A 19,324-nucleotide genomic window follows, 5' to 3' on the forward strand; every position below is an offset into this window, starting at 1 on the left:
GTGCCGGCAGCTTAATTGAGTTGACCGATAAGCTCAGCTACGGCTTCTTCCTTGCTGGCCGAAACCGTATCAACCAGCTCACCATTGCGGAAAATAGCGAAGAAAGGCAGCGTAGTGACATTGGCCAGCTTGCGGGCTTCGGGGCTGGTTTCGGCATTCACATCCAGAAACGTAACTCCTTCAGTGGCTTCGGCCATGCGCTTGTATTTGGGCGAAAACAGGCGGCAGTTGCCACACCAGTCGGCGTAGTATTTCACTACTACTTTTTCATTCGATTCGAGCAGTTGACGGAATTCGGTATCGGTTGCTTTAGTAACGGACATAACGAAAAACAAGGTTGAGCTGGCAAAGATACGCATCCCAGATAAGAACTATTCTTATCTGGTTGCCTGCTTAAAGCCCGGCAGTAGTAAAAAAGTTTTGCTGCCAGCTCAAAAAGTTGCCGGGCCAACCCAAAAGCCTGGCCTGCCGTTTGGGAGGAAAGTATAGTCACGCTTTTTCTCCCCGGGTTATGCGTTGTGTTGCCAGCTGGCTTTTGATAGCACTCCTGTGGCTCCCGGGGGCATGCACGTCGCCCACGCCCGCACAACCCGTAGCAGGGCAGCCGGCACCTCCTCCTGTTCGTATGCAAAACATCATCTTCTTTGGGAATAGCCTCACGGCTGGCTATATGCTGCGTGCCAGCGAGTCGTTCCCGGCTCTGCTGCAACAGCGTATTGATTCGCTGCAGCTGCCCTACAAAGCCTTCAACTATGGGGTGAGCGGCGAAACCAGCGCCGGCGGTAAGCACCGGGTGGCCAGCGTGCTGGCCCGCCAGCCGGTAGATGTGTTTGTGCTGGAGCTGGGCGCCAACGACGGCCTGCGCGGCATTCCCGTGCGCGAAACCACCCAGAACCTGCAGGAAATTATTGACCAGGTGCGGCTGAAATACCCCCAGGCGCGCATTGTGCTGGTAGGCCTGGAGTTTCCCTTTGATCTGGGCCCGCTGGGTGGCCACCGCTTTGTGCACTATGCTCAGGAATTCAAAGCCTTGTTCCGCACCCTGGCTGAGAAAAATAGTGTGGCCTTTGTGCCGTTTCTCCTCCAGGACGTGATGGGCCGCCGCGAGTTAAACCTGCCCGATGGGGTGCACCCCAACGCCGAGGGTCAGAAAATTCTGGCCCACAATGTATGGGCCGTGCTGGAGCCAGTCCTCACCGCCGAGCAATAGCCTGCTGACTAAAGGGCTAGTCTTATTCCTCTATCTGGTAACCAATGGGCTTGAAAGCATAGTTGTTCGACATCTCCGCCGAGCAGGCTGTCAGGCCAACCAGTAAGTCCATGCGGGCTTCCAGCACTACATAGTCGCCAGCTTTGCTTTTGGGAGGCAGCACCGCTACGCGCCCGGTTTCGCCATCCACGGTTACGTGCATGAAAATGTTGAAGCTGATGGGAATAGCATCTGGGCTGATGCCGTGTTCCTCCAAGGCAGCGCACAGGTTGCCAAAGCAGCCCCGGTGCGGTTGGGTATGGCCGTAGATAATACGGAACGTATCGGCGCTGCAGGGTGTCAGCAGAAAATCGTGCCGACCCACAGTATCTTCCACCAGGTCAAACATCACATTGCTCCGGTTGGAGTAAAACGGATGGCCTTTGGTAAGCAGGATGGTTTCGGCGTAGTCAATGGTGCGGCCTGAGGAGAGGTACTCGGCCTTATCAGCCAGGTTATAGCAGACAAAGTCAGAAACCTGCTCGCCTTCAATATCAACGACTTTCAGGCGCTGGCCCTTTTTGAGCAGAAAGGAAACCCCGCTACGCGGCGGAATGATGGTCAGAGTGGAGGACATGTTGGCTTAAAAAAGGGCACTTCCAGGCCTGATCATAGGCCTTTCCGCTGTATTGATAGACTTCTGAGGATTGCCCGTAATCTTCGAGCATGGGGTTGATAGAGCCCGAATACGCTACGTCGCGCGTGCGAATAGTCTGACGCAACGAGTCGTAGCGGCCGGCTTCCCGGATGCGCTCAAACTGGTCGTGTGCATTAAATACCAGCGTGGGGTACTTGAACTGCCGGGCCGGCCGACTACTGCCAGGATGCAGCCCAACCACGAAAAAGGCTTCTTCCTTGAGACTGTAGCTGAAATCCGGGGAGTTGGGGTCGGCTACTACGCGCTGGTCATACCCGTAGCGCTGGGCATCCAGATTGGATACTGCTTGCAGCCGCTGCCAGAAAAACTCCTCAAACTGTGTTTCCGTAGGGTTCTCTGGGCCTTTGAAGATAATAGCGGCGCTATGGTATAGCTTGTCGGCGGTGCGATAGGTGTCTACGAAATCATAGATAAACTCCAGAATGGCAGCATCGTCTTTAGGGCAAGCCATATGGTCAACTACGAGGCATTTTAGCTGATTCCAGGTAAGCGCCGTTTTAGCGGCAACACATGGAAAATCTCGGTTTTGTATAAAATCAAGATATTCCCTTGTAACTATATATGATTCTTCTTCAGTCATATCCAAAAATTTAATCCAGAATCAGGTAAGGAATAACCCTATTCCTATACTCCGATACGGGTAAACTTTGGACGGGGTTGAGGCGCGTCAGCTGCTGACGTAGCGCCGGGACTTCGGTGCCCCTTGCCGGACTAGCTCAATAGCTATTCGGTTCTTTTTCTGGCGATGCGCTCAACGCCACTGCACTCAGTTACTTAACGGCCTGGCTGAACCAGCCAGACCGCGAATCACCACATACGATGCGCGTGGCTAAGTGGACTTGAAAAATGTACAAAAAAAGCCGCCCAACTGGTAGGTTGGGCGGCAAAGCAAGTCTGAAAAGATACCGTAACCGTTACACCGTGTACATCTTCTCGTAGTATTCCCGCGCCATCCGCCCCGATTCAAACTCGGGCTCTACCTCGCGCATGGCGTTTTTGGTAAGCTCCAGGAACTTCTCGGGCTGATCGTAATAGAGAGGTAGGATATCCTGCTCCAATGCATCTAGAATGCCGGTAGCTTCTACATCATCTTTCACGTGCTCGGGCTCGTTGGTATTGGCCAGGGAAATCAGGAAGCCGTTTTCCCCCTCGCGTATAAACTCCGGAATCCAGCCATCGGCAATGCTCAGGCTGAGGCTGCCGTTCATGGCAGCCGTCATGCCGCTGGTGCCGGAAGCCTCCCGCGGGAAGCGGGGCGTGTTCAGCCAGATATCGGAGCCTTTTTTCAGGACCGCTGAGAGGCCCAGCTCGTAGCCCGTGAGCACGGCGCAGTTCTTAAAGCCTTTGGTCTTTTGAATGATGCCGTTGAAGGTAGCAATGGCGCCGTAATCCTTGGGGTAAGGCTTGCCGGCCCAGATCATCTGAATGGGGCGCTTAGTGTCTTTCAACAGGCGCTGAAACCGCTCGAAATGGCGCAGAATCAGGTCGGCGCGCTTATAGCCGGCAAAACGGCGGGCCCACACAATGGTCAGCACGTCGGGGTCGAAGAGGTTGCCGGTCTGGTCGGCTACAATGTCGAATAGCGCCTTTTTGAGCTCCCGCTTGCGGGCGCGCAGCGCTTGGTCCTGGTGGCCGGTGAGGGCATGGTGCAAGGCCGGGTCGCGCCAGTAAGTGCCATTCTGGGCGTTGGTGATGGAAATAATCGGGCAGATGCCTTTATAGCTGCCCCACATCTGGTTGGCCACTTTGCCATGCACTTTAGATACGCCATTGGCTTTGCGGGACATGCGTAGCGCGGCCAGCGTGTAGCTGAGGTGGTTGTTTTCTACCCCGGCAATCTGGCATACTTCCTCAGCCGGCACGTTACCAAAAAAGGTCATGTCCTCCAGCAGCTTCATAGGATGCTCCTCGTTGCCGGCCAGCTCCGGGGTATGTGTGGTGAACACCAGGCGCTTTTGCACCTCGGCCAGCTGACGGCCGTGCTTCTCATACAGATAAAACGCCAGTGGCAGCCCGTGGCCTTCGTTCAGGTGATATACGTCTACCTTATGCTCCAGCAAATCCAGCAGCGTGCCGCCACCGGTTCCCAACAAAATGCTTTGGGCCACGCGGGCCGCGGTATCGGCATCGTAGAGGTGGTGGGAGATGGTGCGGGAGATGTAGTCGTTTTCCGGAATGTCGGTGGTCAGGAAGAACATGGGAGCCGTCCCAAAGACCTCGGGGGCCAGGTAAAGCGCCTTCACCTTCACCTGCGCGCCGTGAATGGTGATGGGGAAAATTAACCCCGTGTCCTCCAGGAAAGAGTAGGCCTTGTGGCGGTAGTCCACACGCATCGTCTGGTCTTCGTTGCGCGTCTGGTCATAGTAGCCGTAGGTCCAGAGGATGCCAATGCCTACCAGGTTTTGCTTGAGCTCGAAGGCGGAGCGCATGTGGGAGCCGGCCAGAAAGCCTAGCCCCCCGGAGTAGGTTTTCAGGGCTTGATCCAGCGCAAACTCCATGGAAAAGTAAGCTGCCGACGTGTAAAATTCTGGCGCGGCAGGGTAAGAACGAAAGGTAAAAGCCATAAAAAGATGCAGGAAGAGAAGGGGCAGTGTAAGCAGTCTTGAAGGTGAGAAATAAGTGGCAGAAAACCACAAGGCAGCAGATTTTGCCTACGGCGGGGAGGGCAGCCGCGTGCTGGTGTAAACGCTGCTGGTGAAGTTTCCGCTGCGTTTCAGAGGTTTACCCGGGTGGAAGTCTGTCAATAAAATATAGTAACAAAACGGTAACGTTGTATTCCTCTCAGTCAATGGGCCAGCCGGTAGTTTTGCCGGTAATTCCCTTTTTCTCACCTCCCCAACCCCCTTTCTACATGCAAATTACCCGCGTACTCACCGCCGCCATGCTGGGTCTGGCCGTAGCCTGTACTTCGGTACAAGACCCCGCGCCGCAGGCCCCGGTCACTCGCACCGCTACACAGGCCGTTAGCGCCACTGGCTTCCCCGAGGGTTTCGAAACCGGCACCAAAACGGCCTACACGCTGGGCTCCGTTACACTAGGCTCCGGCTCCTGGACCCTGGACGATGCTCTGATCGGCAACACCACCGCCGACCACAAAACCGGGGCGCAGTCGGCGCGGGTGCGCAACGTGGGTAAGCTCACCATGAACTTCAATACCACCGCCGGTGCCGGCGTGGTAACTGTGCAGCACGCCGTGTACAGCACTGATGCCAGCTCTACCTGGGAACTGTGGGCTTCTACCAACAGCGGCAGCACCTACACCAAAGTAGGCAGCACCATTACTACCAGCAGCGCTACGCTGCAAACGGCTTCGTTCACCGTTAACCTTGCCGGCACGGTACGGCTGCAGATTCGCAAAATCTCGGGCGGCACCAACCGCATCAACTTCGACAACATTACCATTGAGCAGTATGGTGGCGGTGGTACCCCGCCGCCCACCGGCACGGGCAAGAAGTTTCTGTTCGATGGCTCGCACGGTGAGCTGGCCGGCAACGCCGACTGGGTACTGGATGTAGATGGCGGCCTGGCCGTATCCACACCTACTCCCGCACAGTCGGGCATTACGTCTACTACTCCCGAAACCTACTGGACCGGCGCCATTTCAGCCTGGGGTGTAGCGCTGGCCAAGCAGGGCCACACCGTAGCGCAGCTGCCCGCCGGCGGCCGCATCACCTATGGCGACGCCACCAATGCCCAGGACCTGAGCAACTACGCCGTATTTGTGGTGGATGAGCCCAACGTGGTATTCACCGCTGCTGAGAAAACCGCCATTCTGCGCTATGTGCAGAACGGTGGCGGCCTGTTCATGATTTCCGACCACATCATTTCCGACCGTAACAACGACGGCTGGGATTCTCCTGCTATCTGGAACGACCTGATGACCAACAACACGGTACAGGCCAACCCCTTCGGCTTCAGCATCAACTCCGACAATGTGGTAGAAGACAGCAACAACGCGCTGGTAAGCTCCACCAACCCCATCATGAACGGCTCGCAGGGTCTGGTATCGCAGCTTTCGTTCCACAATGGCGCTACCATGACGCTGAACCCCACGGCCAACAGCACCGTGCAGGGCCTGATCTGGCGCGTGGGCGTTACGCAGGGCAACAGCAGCGCAATGGCGGCCAGCAGCACCTTCGGCACGGGCCGCGTGGTGATTATCGGCGACTCCTCACCGGCCGACGACGGCACCGGTTCGCCCGGCAACACGGTGTACGACGGCTGGAACGAAAACGTGAGCCATGCCCGCCTGCACCTGAATGCCTCACTCTGGCTGGCTAAGCTCTAGGCAGCGAATTGGATTTAGCATAGGCAAACGCCCGTGGTTCTTCAGGAGCCACGGGCGTTTTAGTTAGGCCGTTTTCGGGCTTTGGAGCGAAATTTCGCTGTTTTTGCGCATCCGGGAAATGCAGGGCTGATTTTGGATAGCGGCGCCGGAGAGGATAACTTGCCACATCGCTCGTTGAATAACGTCCCTCCCTTATGCGACTTTCCCGATTCCTGCCCCTGGCCCTGTGCCTGGGTTTCACCGCCCTACACGCTGAGTTCACCACGGCAGCACCTGCTGGCGGTGTAACCGTGGCAGAAGCAACTGCGGCTCCGGCCAAAAAAGCGGCCATTACCCGCATCGACCCCACTTTCTGGTGGGTGGGCATGAAAAATCCCAAGCTGCAATTGCTGGTGCATGGCCCCGGCATTGCCGGCAGCAAAGTGGAGTTGGCCAACTATCCCGGCGTTACGCTGGATGGCTTCCAGAAGCTGGAGAGTCCCAACTACTTGGTGGTAAATCTCACCATCAGCCCCGAGGCCAAGCCCGGCAAGTTGAAGCTGGAGTTCAAAGGAGCCAAAAAGACTTCCTATAGCTACGAGCTGCGCGCCCGCAATACGGTCGGCGACAAGTCCAAAGTGCAGGGCGTCAACAGCACCGACTTCATTTACATGCTGATGCCCGACCGGTTTGCCAACGGCAACCCGAAGAACGACATCGTGAAAGGCATGAAGGTAGAGCGCATAGCCCGCGACTCTATGTACGCCCGCCACGGCGGCGACCTAAAGGGCATTGAGCAGCACTTCGATTACCTGAAAGAGCTGGGCGTAACGGCCATCTGGCCCACCCCGGTGGTGGCCAATGACATGCCCCGGGCCAGCTACCACGGCTACGCCCTCACCGATTATTACGCCGTGGACCCGCGCTATGGCTCCAACGAGGAGTACGTGCAGTTTGTGCAGCGCGCCCATCAGAACGGCCTGAAGGTGATTCACGACGTGGTGCTTAACCACATGGGCAGCTACAACTACCTGTTTCTGGATCAGCCGGCCAAAGACTGGTTCCACCAATGGCCCACTTTCACGAAGGGCAACTACCGCGACGGCACGGTGAACGACCCCTACGGCTCCGAGGAGGACCGCAAGATGTTCAACACCACGTGGTTTGATACCACCATGCCCGACCCGGCCCAGGAAAACCCCCTGGTGGCCAACTACCTCATCCAGAACTTTATCTGGTGGGTGGAATATACAGGCCTGGATGGTTTCCGCATTGATACTTACCCTTACTCCAACCCCCAATTCCTGATGAACTGGGGCAAGGCTGTGCTGAATGAGTACCCGCAGCTGGGCATGTTTGGCGAAACCTGGGTGCAGAATGCCGAGGGCGTAGCGCAGCAGGCGTTCTGGTCGCGCAATGGGTTTCCGGCGGTAAACGGCTTCAAAAGCAACCTGCCCGGCGTTACCGACTTCATGATGAAGTATGCCATTGAAGACGCACTGACCAAGGAAGCCGGCTGGGCCGAAGGCATTGCTAAAATCTATTATACCGCACAGGGCGACTGGATGTACGAGGATGCCTCGCGCAACGTCATCTTCCTGGATAACCACGACATGAGCCGCGTTTTCTCGGTGCTGGGCGAAGACGTGAAGAAGCAGAAAATGGCGCTGACCTGGCTGCTGACTGAGCGGGGTATTCCGCAGCTCTACTACGGCACCGAGATTCTGATGAAGAACTTCTCCAACCCCGACGGGCTGGTGCGTTCCGATTTCCCCGGCGGCTGGGCCGGCGACAAGCACAATGCCTTTACGGCGGCGGGTCGCACGCCCCAGGAGCAGGACATGTTCCAGCACGTGAGCAAGCTGGCCAACTACCGCAAAACTCACCCCGCCCTGCACTCCGGCAAGCGCATGCACTTTGTGCCCGATGGCAGCGTGTATACCTATTTCCGCTATAACGACCAGGGCGAATCGGTGATGGTGGTGATGAACGCCGGCAAAGAAGACAAGACGGTAGACACCGCCCGCTTTGCCGAGCGCCTGCAGGGCTACAGCAGCGCGCAGGACATTATTAGTGGCGCCGCTGTATCGGATTTGAAGTCGTTGAAAGTACCGGCCATGACCACGCTGGTGCTGGAGCTGAAGAAGTAACCTGATTTATCTGGAGCGAGGCCCTGGTGGCTTCGCTCCTTTCTTTTTTCTACCTACATGGCAACAATCAAAGCCTGTCTCTTCGACCTCGACGGAGTCATCGTAGACACAGCGAAATTCCATTACCAGGCCTGGAAGACGTTAGCAGACGGGCTGAACATCGATTTTACCGAACACGACAACGAGCGGCTGAAAGGCGTAAGTCGGATGCGCTCCTTGGAAATCATCCTTGAAATTGGCGGCGTCACCATGCCCGAAGCGGAGCAGGTAACGCTGGCCACGCGCAAAAATGAAGTGTACCTGGAAGACGTGCAGCGCATGACCGAGGCCGACGTGCTGCCCGGCGTGCGCCGCTTCCTGGAAGAATGCCGCGCCGCCGGCCTGAAAACGGCCCTGGGCTCGGCCTCCAAAAACGCCCGCCTCATTCTGGAGCGCGTGCAGCTGCTGTCGCTGTTCGATGCCGTTGTGGACGGCACCGACGTGGCCAATGCCAAGCCCGACCCCGAAGTGTTCCTGAAAGGGGCCGAGATGCTGGGCGTAGCGCCCGAGGAGTGCGTGGTGTTTGAAGACGCCGTAGCCGGGGTGGAAGCAGCCCGCAACGGCGGCATGCACTGCATTGGCGTCGGCGACGCTTCGATTCTGAGCGATGCTGATTTTGTGATTCCCGGCTTCGAAGAAATGACCGTGGCACGGTTGCAGGAGCTGCGCTAGTCGCCGCTTAAACCCGAATTTAGCTTACCCTTTCTCTTCCCTTACAGATGAAAGATTACCTGAAAATAGATGAGTGGCGGATTATTGAAGAAGGCTTCGATCCGCACCTCAATAAGATTTCCGAAAGCATTTTCTCGCTGGGCAACGGCCGCATGGGCCAGCGCGCCAACTTCGAGGAGCAGTACTCCGGCGAAACCCTACCCGGCAACTACGTGGCCGGCGTGTACTACCCCGATAAAACCCGCGTGGGCTGGTGGAAAAACGGCTACCCCGATTACTTTGCCAAAGTGCTGAATGCCGCCAACTGGATTGGCATTGGCGTGGAGATTGACGGCGAAGAGCTGGACCTGGCCAAAGCCACCGTGGAAGACTTTCGCCGCGTGCTGAATATGCAGGAAGGCTACCTGGAGCGTACCTGCACGGTGCTGCTACGCAATGGCAAGCGGGTGAAAATCAAGGCCAAGCGTTTCTGCAGCATTGTGGACGACGAAGTTGGCGTAGTGCAGTACTCCATTACGCCGGTAGGCTTTTCGGGCAAAGCCACCCTCACGCCCTTCATCGATTTCGACGTTAAAAACCAGGACGCCAACTACGACGAGAAGTTCTGGGAAGAAGTAAGCCGCTCGGTGCAGGAGCAGGGCGCTTTCGTAACCGCGCGCACCCGCAAAACTGAGTTTGACGTGTGCACCGGCATGGTGTTCACGCTCACGCAGGGCGGCGTGGAGGTAAAGCCCCACACGCACCCCATCGAGAGCGAGAAGTACGTGGCGCACATCTTCACTGTGAACGTGCTGGACGGCGAGGAAACCGTGCTGACTAAGTTTGCCGCTAATATTTCCTCCGAAAACCATGAGCGGGGTGTGCTGCAGGATGTGTGCCGCCGCGCCGTGCAGCAAGCCCGCATCAAAGGGTTTGCCGCCATGCTGAAGGAGCAGGCCGCCGCCTGGGCTGCTAAGTGGGCCGAGAGTGACATCATTATTGAAGGCGACCCGGCCGCGCAACAGGCTATCCGCTTCAACATTTTCCAGCTCAACCAGACCTATACCGGCGAAGACCCGCGCCTGAATATCGGCCCCAAAGGCTTCACCGGCGAGAAATACGGCGGTAGCACCTACTGGGACACCGAGGCGTACTGCCTGCCTTTCTACCTGGCCACGGCCGATCCGCAGGTGGCCCGCAACCTCTTGCTCTACCGCTACAAGCAGCTGGGCAAGGCCATTGAAAACGGCCAGAAGCTGGGCTTCACGGGCGGTGCCGCGCTGTACCCCATGGTGACCATGAACGGCGAGGAATGCCACAACGAGTGGGAAATCACCTTTGAGGAAATTCACCGCAACGGCGCCATTGCCTTCGCCATTTACGACTACGTGCGCTACACCGGCGACGAAAGCTACCTGGCCGACTACGGCGTGGATGTGCTGGTGGCCATTTCCCGCTTCTGGGCGCAGCGCGTGAACTTCTCCGAGGAGAAAGGCCAGTATGTAATGCTGGGCGTAACGGGCCCCAACGAGTACGAAAACAACGTCAACAACAACTGGTACACCAGCACCATTGCCCTCTGGACGCTGGAGTACACGCTGCACGTACTGGAGAAAATCAGCAAGGAGCACCCCGGCCGCTACGCCGCCCTGGCCATGGAGCTGAAGCTGGACGAGCAGCACGACTTTGCCGCCTGGCGCGACATTCTGGGTAATATGTTCCTGCCCCGGGATGAGAAGCGCAACATCATGCTGCAGCAGGAAGGCTACATGGATAAGGAGCAGATTTTGGTGCAGGACCTGCCCGCCGCCGACCGCCCCCTGAACCAGAAGTGGTCCTGGGACCGGATCCTGCGCTCCTGCTTTATTAAGCAGGCTGATGTGCTGCAGGGCATGTTCCTGCTGGAAGACCGGTTCGATGAAGCTACCATCCGCCGCAACTTCGAGTTCTACGAGCCGCGCACTGTGCACGAGTCGTCGCTCTCGCCGTGCGTGCACGCCGTGCTGGCGGCCCGGTTGGGCATGCAGGAAAAGGCCTACGAAATGTACCTGCGCACCGCCCGCCTCGACCTGGACGACTACAACAACGACACCGAGGATGGCTGCCACACCACCAGTATGGCGGGTACCTGGATGGCCGTAGTGCAGGGTTTTGGCGGCATGCGCGTGCGCAACGGCGAGCTGCACTTCCGCCCCATGCTGCCGACGCAATGGTCTGGCTTCAGCTTCCGCATCCGCTTCCGCGGGGCTGTGCTGCAAGTGCACGTGGGCCGCGAGGGCGTCCATATTGAATCCGACAAGCCGCTGACGGTGCACGTGAACGGCGAAGCCCGCCAGGTAGGCTAATCAGTACGGGGCGGCCCACTTGGGCCGCCCTCGTTGCGTTGATTGACAGGCAAGATTTGCGTACATTTTGATGAACTGCCTCGTCTTGTTGGGTAAGCTAATGGCTTATCCTGTAATGTGCTTTTGAATATTTCAACGCGAAAAGTCATCCGCTAACGGCTTAAAAAATGACCGATCTTACTGACCAAGTAGCCATTGTAACGGGTGCCAGCCGAGGCATCGGGCGGGCCATCACCTTACTGCTGGCTATGCAGGGTGCCCGGGTTATAGCACTGGCGCGCGGCGCCGATGAGCTGCGGGATGTGGCCCAATCGGGTCAGATTCTGCCGTTGGCCGCGGATGTAACCGATGAAGGGGATGCCCAGCAGGCCGTGGACGTGGCACTACAGCATTTCGGCCGCCTGGATATTCTGGTGTGCAATGCCGGGGTGGGCAGCTTTGGCCTGCTGGAGCACTTTGAGGCCGAGGAGTGGGACCGAATCTACAATGTGAATGTGAAGGGCACCTTTCTGCTATGCAAGGCCGCCGTGCCGCACTTCAAGGCCCAGAACCGGGGCCATATTGTGGGGGTTACCTCCGACGTAGCGCGGCGCACCTTTGAGCACGGCTCGGTATACGGCTCCAGCAAGTATGCGCAGGATGCGCTGTTAGGCTCTCTGCGCAAGGAGGTGCGGCCCTTCGGTATCAAGGTCAGCACCATTTTCCCGGGCATGGTAGATACGCACTTCAATAACTCGCAGCCCGGGAGCCCGGAGGTGGAAAACACGCACCTGCGTCCTTCGGACATTGCCCAGGCGGTGCGCTACGTGCTGGAAGCCCCGCCGCACGTGGTAGTGGATGAGCTGATGATTCACCCACTTACCCAGCAATGGTAACCTGCCTGGTGCTTGCTGAAGAAGAATTGCGGTAGCGGAGCGGTAAAAAGCCGGCTTCCGGCCGCAATAAACCTTCGACAATCAGCCCACAACTGGTTATCTTACGCCTGACTATGAAAAAACTGTTATTGCCTGCTGCCGGTGCTTTGTTCGCGCTGGCATCTTTTCAACTACTCTCTCCGGCCCCGGCGCCGCGTGCTGTGACTTCTTACCAATCTGACCCCAATACCACCGACGAGGTACCCCAGGACAACAAGCTGGTTATCTATCAGATGATGACCCGCCTGTTCGGCAACAAAGTGGCCACCAACAAGCCTTTTGGTACGGCCGCGGAGAATGGCGTGGGCAAGTTCAACGACATCAACAGCGTAGCCCTGCAGGCCATTAAGAAGCTGGGCACCACGCACGTATGGTACACCGGCGTGATTGAGCACGCCACCATGACGGACTACACCAAGGATGGCATTGCCCTGGACGATGCTGACGTAGTGAAAGGCCGCGCCGGCTCGCCCTACGCCATCAAGGATTACTATGATGTGGACCCTGACCTGGCTGTGAACGTGAAAGCGCGCATGCTGGAGTTTGAGGGGCTGGTGAAGCGCACCCACGCCAACGGCCTGAAAGTTATTATCGACTTCATTCCCAACCACGTAGCCCGCACCTATAAGTCGGATGCCAAGCCGGCGGGCGTGGTAGATCTGGGCGAGAAGGATGATAAAACCAAGGCCTTTGCCGTCAATAACAACTTCTACTACCTGCCCGGTCAGCCGCTGGTAGTGCCCACAGGCAACAACCCACTGGGAGCCGCCAAGGGCCCGAAGGAAGACGGCAAGTTTGCCGAGAACCCAGCCAAAGTAACCGGCAACGACGTGTTTTCGGCCACGCCCAAAGTGGACGACTGGTTTGAAACCATCAAGCTGAACTACGGCGTGGACTACCAGCAGGGCCGCGCCAAGCACTTTGCGCCCATTCCGGATACCTGGCTGAAAATGCGCGATATTCTGGTGTTCTGGGCCAAAAAGGACGTGGACGGCTTCCGCTGCGACATGGCCGAAATGGTGCCCGTAGAGTTCTGGGCCTGGGTAATTCCGGAGCTGAAAAAAGTGAAGCCCGAGCTGGTGTTCATCGGCGAAGCTTACGATGCTAAGACGTACAAGATGTACATCGAGCAGGGCCACTTTGACTATCTGTATGACAAAGTGGGCCTCTACGACGGCCTGCGCCGCCTGATGCGTGGGGAAGGCAACACGGAAGACATTACCCGGGTGTGGCGCGAAGAAAGCCGCGGCTTCTCCTCGCACATGCTGCGCTTCCTGGAAAACCACGACGAGCAGCGCATTGCCTCCAAAGACTTTGCCGGCGACCCCAAAGCGGCCATTCCGGCCATGACGGTATCAGCTACGCTGGCCTCCGGGCCGGTGATGATGTACTTCGGGCAGGAAGTGGGCGAGCCCGCTAACGGCGCCGAGGGCTTCTCCGGGGCCGATGGCCGCACCACCATCTTCGATTACTGGGGCGTGCCCAACCATCAGAAATGGATGAATGGCGGCAAGTTTGACGGGGGTAAGCTGGATGGTGGTCAGAAGCAGCTGCGCGACTTCTACAGCCGGCTGCTGAACCTCTCCCGCAGCAGTGATGCCATCCGTCGTGGCAAGTTCTACGAACTGCAGGACGCCAACAACCTGGGCAAAGACTACGACCAGAAGCAGGTGTACACCTTCCTGCGCTACACCGACAAGCAGCAGCTGCTCATCGTAGCCAACTTCAGCAAGGATAAAACCATGCGGCCCACCCTGCGCATTCCCCCACAGGCGCTCAAGGCCATGGGCCTCGACCCTAACCGTGTGTATTCTTACCAGGACCTGCTGAACGGAATGCCGGCCACCGATAACCTGACCATCACGCTTACACCTCAAAGCGCTTATATCTTCGAGATTCAGCCCCGCCACTAAAGCGTAAACAGGCCGAAAATCAGTAAATTAATCTTTCGAATCTCTCTCTTAATCCCACCCAATAGCGCATGGCAACTTCCGTAGTAACGGCGAGCAGTACCCGCGAAAAACCCCGGTTGAGCTTCTGGCAAATCTGGAACATGAGCTTCGGCTTCCTTGGCATTCAGTTCGGTTTTGCCCTGCAGAACGCCAACGTAAGCCGTATCTTTGAAACGCTGGGCGGTACCGAAATAGCACTTTACTGGCTGGCGGCGCCCCTCACTGGTTTGCTGGTACAACCCATTATTGGGTATATGTCTGACCGTACCTGGAGCCCGCGCTGGGGCCGTCGTCGTCCCTTCTTTTTAATTGGCGCTATTCTGGCATCGTTTGCGCTGCTGGTGATGCCCAACGTTACCGCCCTGTGGATGGCCGTGGGCATGCTCTGGATTATGGATTCGAGCATCAACATCAGCATGGAGCCTTTCCGTGCTTTGGTCGGCGACTTATTACCCTCCGAACAGCGGACCACGGGCTTTGCCGCGCAAACGTTTTTTATTGGTGTAGGCGCCGTAGTGGCTTCCTCTCTGCCCTGGATGTTTACCAATTTGTTCGATATTTCGAATACGGCCCCGGCTGGGCAGATTCCGCTGTCGGTGAAGTATTCCTTCTATATCGGGGGCTTTGTATTCTTCCTGGCGGTCCTCTGGACGGTATTACGCACCCGCGAATACCCACCCGCTAACATGGAAGAGTTTGAGGAGGAAAAACGCCGCACGGCAGGTTTCTTTAATGGCGTTCGGGAATCGTTTGCGGGTATTTTCCATATGCCCAAAACCATGCGCCAGCTGGCCCTGGTGCAGTTCTTCTCTTGGCTGGCCTTGTTCTCCATGTGGATTTATACCACGCCTGCCGTAACCAGCCACATCTATCATACCTCTGATGCCACTTCCAAAATCTACAACGAAGGGGCTGACTGGGTAGGCATCTGCTTTGCCGTGTACAACGGCATTTCTGCCATTGCCGCCCTGCTGCTGCCCGCTATTGCCAAAGCCACCAGCCGTCGCTTCACGCACATGCTGTGTCTGGTAGCCGGTGGTCTGGGTCTGATTTCGATTTACTTCATTCAGGACCCCAAGATGCTGCTGCTCTCTATGGTAGGTGTCGGTATTGCCTGGGCTTCCATTCTTTCGGTACCCTATGCTATGCTGGCAGGAGCCTTGCCGGCTAACAAAATGGGCTACTATATGGGCGTCTTCAACTTCTTTATTGTGATACCCCAGGTTGTAGCCGGCCTGATTCTGGGCTTCTTCACCAAAAATGTATTCGGCGGTGAGTCTATCTACACGCTGATTCTGGGGGGCTGCTCCATGATTATTTCGGGTCTGCTCACGCTGATTGTCCACGATGCGGACGATATCCGACTGCCTGCCGACCCCGTAGCCCTGGCACCGGAAAGCCCCGCCTACGATGCCCCGGTTCAAACCGACCCACGCCTCTAGCGCGAGAAACTTAATATTCTTAAGAAAGCCCTGACAACCAGTTGTCAGGGCTTTCTTATGGGCATACTCCGGATTTTTACGGACAACCATGCCCGTGAAAATCAGCGTTTTCCTCCGCAACGCGCCGCCATTTGCCCGCCGTATGCTAGTTACGCTGGGCTGTCAGGACGTTCTGATCGGGCCGCGCGGCATAGAGGCTATCCGGGGATATGATGCTACTCGTTACTGTTTTTTTCAGCGTGTTCTTTGGCCTGTATGCCCTGGCCCTGCTACTGCTGGTATGGCCGCGCCCTCATGTGCAGTTGAGTACAGTTACCCCCCGCGTAAGCATTCTGATTGCGGCCCGCAACGAGGCCGCTACCATTGCGCGCTGCCTGCGGGCCCTGGCCCGGCTGAATTACCCACCTGAACAGCTGGAAATCCTGATAGGGGATGATGCTTCTACCGATGATACCATGGGCATTGTGCAGCGTTTTATCGCCGATAAACCCCAGTTTCATCTGCTGCCTATCCGGCACCGGCTGGGTACCGCCCGCGGCAAAAGCAACGTATTGGCCCACCTCTGTCGGGCGGCTACTACCGAGTATTTTCTGATTACTGATGCGGATATGGCTATGCCGCCCGATTGGGTGCAGAGTATGCTGGCCGCCGCTCCGGCCGGAGTAGGGGTGGTAACAGGCGTAACTACTGCCAGTGGCAACCTCTTTGGGCGCCTGCAGGGGCTTGACTGGCTGTTTGGCCTCAGCCTTATTCGCCTGCTTTCCGATTTGGGGCTGCCCGTTACCGCCGTGGGCAACAATATGCTGGTAACCCGCGCGGCTTATGAGTCCATTGGCGGCTATGAAACGCTGGCTTTCAGCATTATAGAAGACCTGCAGCTTTTTGGGCGAATTGTAGCGCAGGGTTGGGGCTTTCGGAATATCATCCTGCCCACCGTTTTGGGAGTATCGGTGCCACAGCCTACCATGCGGCACCTGCTCCGCCAGCGCAAGCGCTGGATGAAAGGGACCAGCCAGCTGCCCTGGCAATTGGGGGCACTGTTTAGCTCTTATGGCTTTTTCTATACTATACTGGGCTGGCCCGGCCTGCTGCCGCTGGGTACTATTGGCGCACTATATGCCGGGAAATTGCTGCTTCAGACGCTGTTTCTGACGATTACCTTACGCCAGGCCGGGCATCAGGAAAGGTTAGGAGTATTGCTGCTCTATGATGCCTACCTGCTGCTGATGTCCCTGGCGGTGTTGGCTTACACTATGTGGCCGGGAGGCATTTTGTGGAAAGAGCGCCGGTATCGGTGGGCAGAGGTATAGACTATCCTGATCCGGGCACTAGGAAACCGCTGGCATAGGTGCGCCCAGCCATTGGTAAGCAGCTTTCTCTTCAATAAAGCTTCGGAACATGTTTTCCTCGGGGAAAATCCGACTGGAAATGAGTTCCTGATGGTAGGGAGTAACCAGATATGCCAAGCGGAAGGAGGTATTGGGCAGCGCCTGTTGCATTTGTTGCCGAAAATCCCGCAAAATCCAGTTAAAATCCTCGGCCTCCGCCAAGCCCCTGGTACGCAGATCAACCAGCCAGTGACCAGCCTGGTGCTGTTGGGCCAGAGCAAGACCCGCGGTATACCCCGCCCGATGCTCCTGGGAAGAAACCAGCCGCGTCCAGCGCATAAATAGAATGCGCAAATCGGGGCGGTACGTCAGGCGTACATAGGGTAGCTCAGCAGTAGATATAGACACGGTAAAAGGAAGATAGAAGCAGGGTAAGGCAGCGTTAGTTGGTAGCAGATGAATAAGCAGCAGGGGGGAGTAATGTTTTACGCAAAAAAGCCCCCGTAGATAGCGAGGGCTTTAAGAAATTCTATACCTGACTTGGGTGTGACCCAGCAGGCTACCGGGTACCCATGCTCTTTTCGCGGGCGGCTTTAAACTCCGAGCCGGCTTTCCACTGCGGGAAGGTAGTTTCGCCGGCCAGACGAAGGCCAATGGTGAACAAGAGGCGCGCATCCTGCTCCATACCACGCAGGTCCCAGGCCGGATTGTATTCGTCGCTGGGCTGGTGGTAGTGCTGGGCCGTAAAGGCGGCATTTTGCTCCTGAATAAACTCCTTGCCCTTGGCGCGGCTATCAAAGCTGCCGCTGGCATACAGGGCCGGTACACCCACTTTGGCGAAGCTAAAGTGGTCGGAACGGTAAAAGTGGCCCTGTTCGGGGCTTTCATCGGGCTGAATGTAGCGCTGCTGCTCCTGCGCTGCCGTGCGGGCATATTCATCCAGCTCCGACTGGCCGTAGCCGATGACCGTTACGTCACGCATGGGGCCAAAGGGCCGGAGCATATCCATGTTCAGGTTGGCCACCGTTTTGTTGAGCGGAAATATGGGGTGGGCCGCATAGTAGGCCGAGCCCAGCAAGCCCTGCTCTTCACCGGTTACGGCCAGAAACACAATGCTGCGGTCCGGGCTTTTCGGGAGTAGAGTGTAAGCTTTAGCAATGGTGAGCAGGGCCGCCACGCCGCTGGCATTATCCAGGGCCCCATTATAGATGGAGTCGCCCTTCACGGCGGGCCCAATGCCGAGGTGGTCCCAGTGCGCCGTGTAAATGATGTACTCCTGGGGCCGGGTGGCGCCGGGCAGTACGGCCAGCACATTTTTTGAAGCCGTGCGCCGGATTTTATTTTTGATACTGATGCTCACATTCAGCCCCAGGGGCCGCGCTTTAAAGCCGCGCTGGTTGGCGGCCGCATATAGGTCATCGTAGCGCATGCCGGCGGCCGTAAACAGGCGGCGGGCGGCATCCAGCGTTATCCAGCCTTCCAGCTTACACTTGCTGGCGCCCCGGTCAGGCGTTTGAGGGCGCAGCTTCGCCCCCGAATAGCTGGTCTGTACTACGGACCAGGGGTAGGCGGCCGGTTTGGTCTCGTGAATGATGAGCAGGCCGGTGGCGCCGTGGCGGGCGGCCTCCTCGTACTTGTACATCCAGCGACCATAGTAAGTCATGGCCTTTCCCTTGAACATGGTGGTGTCGTTGCCGGCATTGCCGGGGTCGTTTACCAACACCACCACGGTTTTGCCTTTCACGTCCAGCCCGGCATAGTCGTCCCAGTTATACTCAGGGGCCACCACGCCGTAGCCGGCAAATACCAGCGGCGAGTTTGTGACGGTGACCTGCGGCTTTTCCTGCTCAGTAAAAGCCATGAAATCGGTTTTGTACTGCAGGCTCAGCGGCTGGCCTTTGCCCCCGCTAATGCGCATGGTGCTGTCGGGGGCGCCGGTAATTTCTACCAGCGGCACGGGCTGAAAATAGGTGCCGTTGGGCGCGGGCTTCAGGCCCAGCTTTTTAAACTCACTGGCCAGGTATTCCGTGGTTTTGGTTTCGCCGGCGGTGAAGGGCTTACGGCCCTGAAAATCATCCGAAGCCAATACCTTGATGTACTCCCCAATACCCGCCGCCGTGATACCATCCCGCGGTGCAGCTACTACGGCTGTATCGGTGGGAGCCGCCTCGGTCGAATCCGGCGGCGTGTTGCGGGTAATCAGCTCGGGTGGAGAATTGCGGCTTTGGCAGCCAGCCAGCAGCCCGCAGGCCACAGCCGGGCCCAGCAGAAATAAGGAGGATAAGCGCATCATGAGAACAGAAAGGAAAGGGTGTAGGCGAGAGAGGCA

General features: G+C 57.3%; 15 protein-coding genes. 9 read left to right on the forward strand and 6 right to left on the reverse strand.

Annotation, left to right across the window (positions count from 1 at the left end; all coding sequences use genetic code 11):
* Positions 1-11: 11 nt before the first annotated feature.
* Positions 12-323, reverse strand: a complete 312-nt coding sequence (locus Q4G72_RS01925; protein ID WP_303309747.1) for a thioredoxin family protein — start codon at positions 321-323, stop codon at positions 12-14.
* 302 nt (positions 324-625) lie between these two features.
* Here Q4G72_RS01925 and Q4G72_RS01930 point away from each other — a divergent pair, with 302 nt between their 5' ends.
* Positions 626-1,210, forward strand: a complete 585-nt coding sequence (locus Q4G72_RS01930) for an arylesterase (RefSeq protein ID WP_303309748.1) — start codon at positions 626-628, stop codon at positions 1,208-1,210.
* A 22-nt stretch (positions 1,211-1,232) separates the two neighbouring features.
* On the opposite strand, the gene Q4G72_RS01935 is transcribed toward Q4G72_RS01930, so the two are convergent.
* The 3 genes from Q4G72_RS01935 to glgP form a co-directional block, all read right to left on the reverse strand.
* Positions 1,233-1,826 carry a DUF1989 domain-containing protein gene (locus Q4G72_RS01935; protein ID WP_303309749.1) on the reverse strand — a complete coding sequence of 198 codons (594 nt, stop codon included), beginning with the start codon at positions 1,824-1,826 and terminating at the stop codon, positions 1,233-1,235.
* Entirely contained in the window at positions 1,792-2,487 is a 696-nt protein-coding gene (gene gntA / locus Q4G72_RS01940; protein ID WP_303309750.1) for a guanitoxin biosynthesis heme-dependent pre-guanitoxin N-hydroxylase GntA, read from the reverse strand. Before gntA ends, Q4G72_RS01935 begins: the two co-directional genes overlap by 35 nt.
* 334 nt (positions 2,488-2,821) lie before the next feature.
* On the reverse strand, positions 2,822-4,471 hold the full coding sequence (gene glgP, locus Q4G72_RS01945; protein ID WP_303309751.1) for an alpha-glucan family phosphorylase: 1,650 nt from the start codon (positions 4,469-4,471) through the stop codon (positions 2,822-2,824).
* Between the two features lie 287 nt (positions 4,472-4,758).
* On the opposite strand from glgP, the gene Q4G72_RS01950 reads away from it, so the two are divergent.
* The 8 genes from Q4G72_RS01950 (at position 4,759) to Q4G72_RS01985 (ending at position 16,977) form a co-directional block, all read left to right on the forward strand.
* Positions 4,759-6,195 (forward strand): hydrolase, encoded by a 1,437-nt coding sequence (locus Q4G72_RS01950; protein WP_303309752.1) that lies wholly within the window; start codon positions 4,759-4,761, stop codon positions 6,193-6,195.
* 194 nt (positions 6,196-6,389) lie between these two features.
* Positions 6,390-8,324 carry a glycoside hydrolase family 13 protein gene (locus Q4G72_RS01955; RefSeq protein ID WP_303309753.1) on the forward strand — a complete coding sequence of 645 codons (1,935 nt, stop codon included), beginning with the start codon at positions 6,390-6,392 and terminating at the stop codon, positions 8,322-8,324.
* A 57-nt stretch (positions 8,325-8,381) separates the two neighbouring features.
* Positions 8,382-9,035 (forward strand): beta-phosphoglucomutase, encoded by a 654-nt coding sequence (gene pgmB, locus Q4G72_RS01960; protein WP_303309754.1) that lies wholly within the window; start codon positions 8,382-8,384, stop codon positions 9,033-9,035.
* Positions 9,036-9,082: 47 nt separating this feature from the next.
* Positions 9,083-11,359: a glycoside hydrolase family 65 protein gene (locus Q4G72_RS01965; RefSeq protein WP_303309755.1), complete on the forward strand. Its 2,277-nt coding sequence runs from the start codon at positions 9,083-9,085 to the stop codon at positions 11,357-11,359.
* Between the two features lie 167 nt (positions 11,360-11,526).
* A complete protein-coding gene (locus Q4G72_RS01970; RefSeq protein ID WP_303309756.1) occupies positions 11,527-12,234 on the forward strand; it encodes an SDR family oxidoreductase in 708 nt (235 codons plus the stop codon).
* A 113-nt stretch (positions 12,235-12,347) separates the two neighbouring features.
* The gene (locus tag Q4G72_RS01975; protein WP_502213665.1) at positions 12,348-14,186 is read left to right on the forward strand and encodes an alpha-amylase family glycosyl hydrolase; all 1,839 of its coding nucleotides are present in this window, start codon (positions 12,348-12,350) and stop codon (positions 14,184-14,186) included.
* Positions 14,187-14,254: 68 nt separating this feature from the next.
* Complete coding sequence (locus Q4G72_RS01980) at positions 14,255-15,667, forward strand: MFS transporter (protein WP_303309757.1); 1,413 nt, start codon at positions 14,255-14,257, stop codon at positions 15,665-15,667.
* Positions 15,668-15,876: 209 nt separating this feature from the next.
* The gene (locus Q4G72_RS01985; protein ID WP_303309758.1) at positions 15,877-16,977 is read left to right on the forward strand and encodes a glycosyltransferase; all 1,101 of its coding nucleotides are present in this window, start codon (positions 15,877-15,879) and stop codon (positions 16,975-16,977) included.
* Between the two features lie 18 nt (positions 16,978-16,995).
* Here the strand turns inward: Q4G72_RS01985 and Q4G72_RS01990 are convergent, their stop codons facing one another.
* Together Q4G72_RS01990 and Q4G72_RS01995 are read right to left on the reverse strand one after the other, a co-directional pair.
* Positions 16,996-17,403, reverse strand: a complete 408-nt coding sequence (locus tag Q4G72_RS01990; protein WP_303309759.1) for a hypothetical protein — start codon at positions 17,401-17,403, stop codon at positions 16,996-16,998.
* 151 nt (positions 17,404-17,554) lie between these two features.
* Positions 17,555-19,288 (reverse strand): M28 family metallopeptidase, encoded by a 1,734-nt coding sequence (locus tag Q4G72_RS01995; RefSeq protein ID WP_303309760.1) that lies wholly within the window; start codon positions 19,286-19,288, stop codon positions 17,555-17,557.
* Between the last annotated feature and the right edge of the window lie 36 nt (positions 19,289-19,324).

Origin of the sequence: Hymenobacter sp. BT730 (assembly GCF_030542105.1) — a bacterium.
Taxonomy (GTDB): Bacteria; Bacteroidota; Bacteroidia; order Cytophagales; family Hymenobacteraceae; genus Hymenobacter.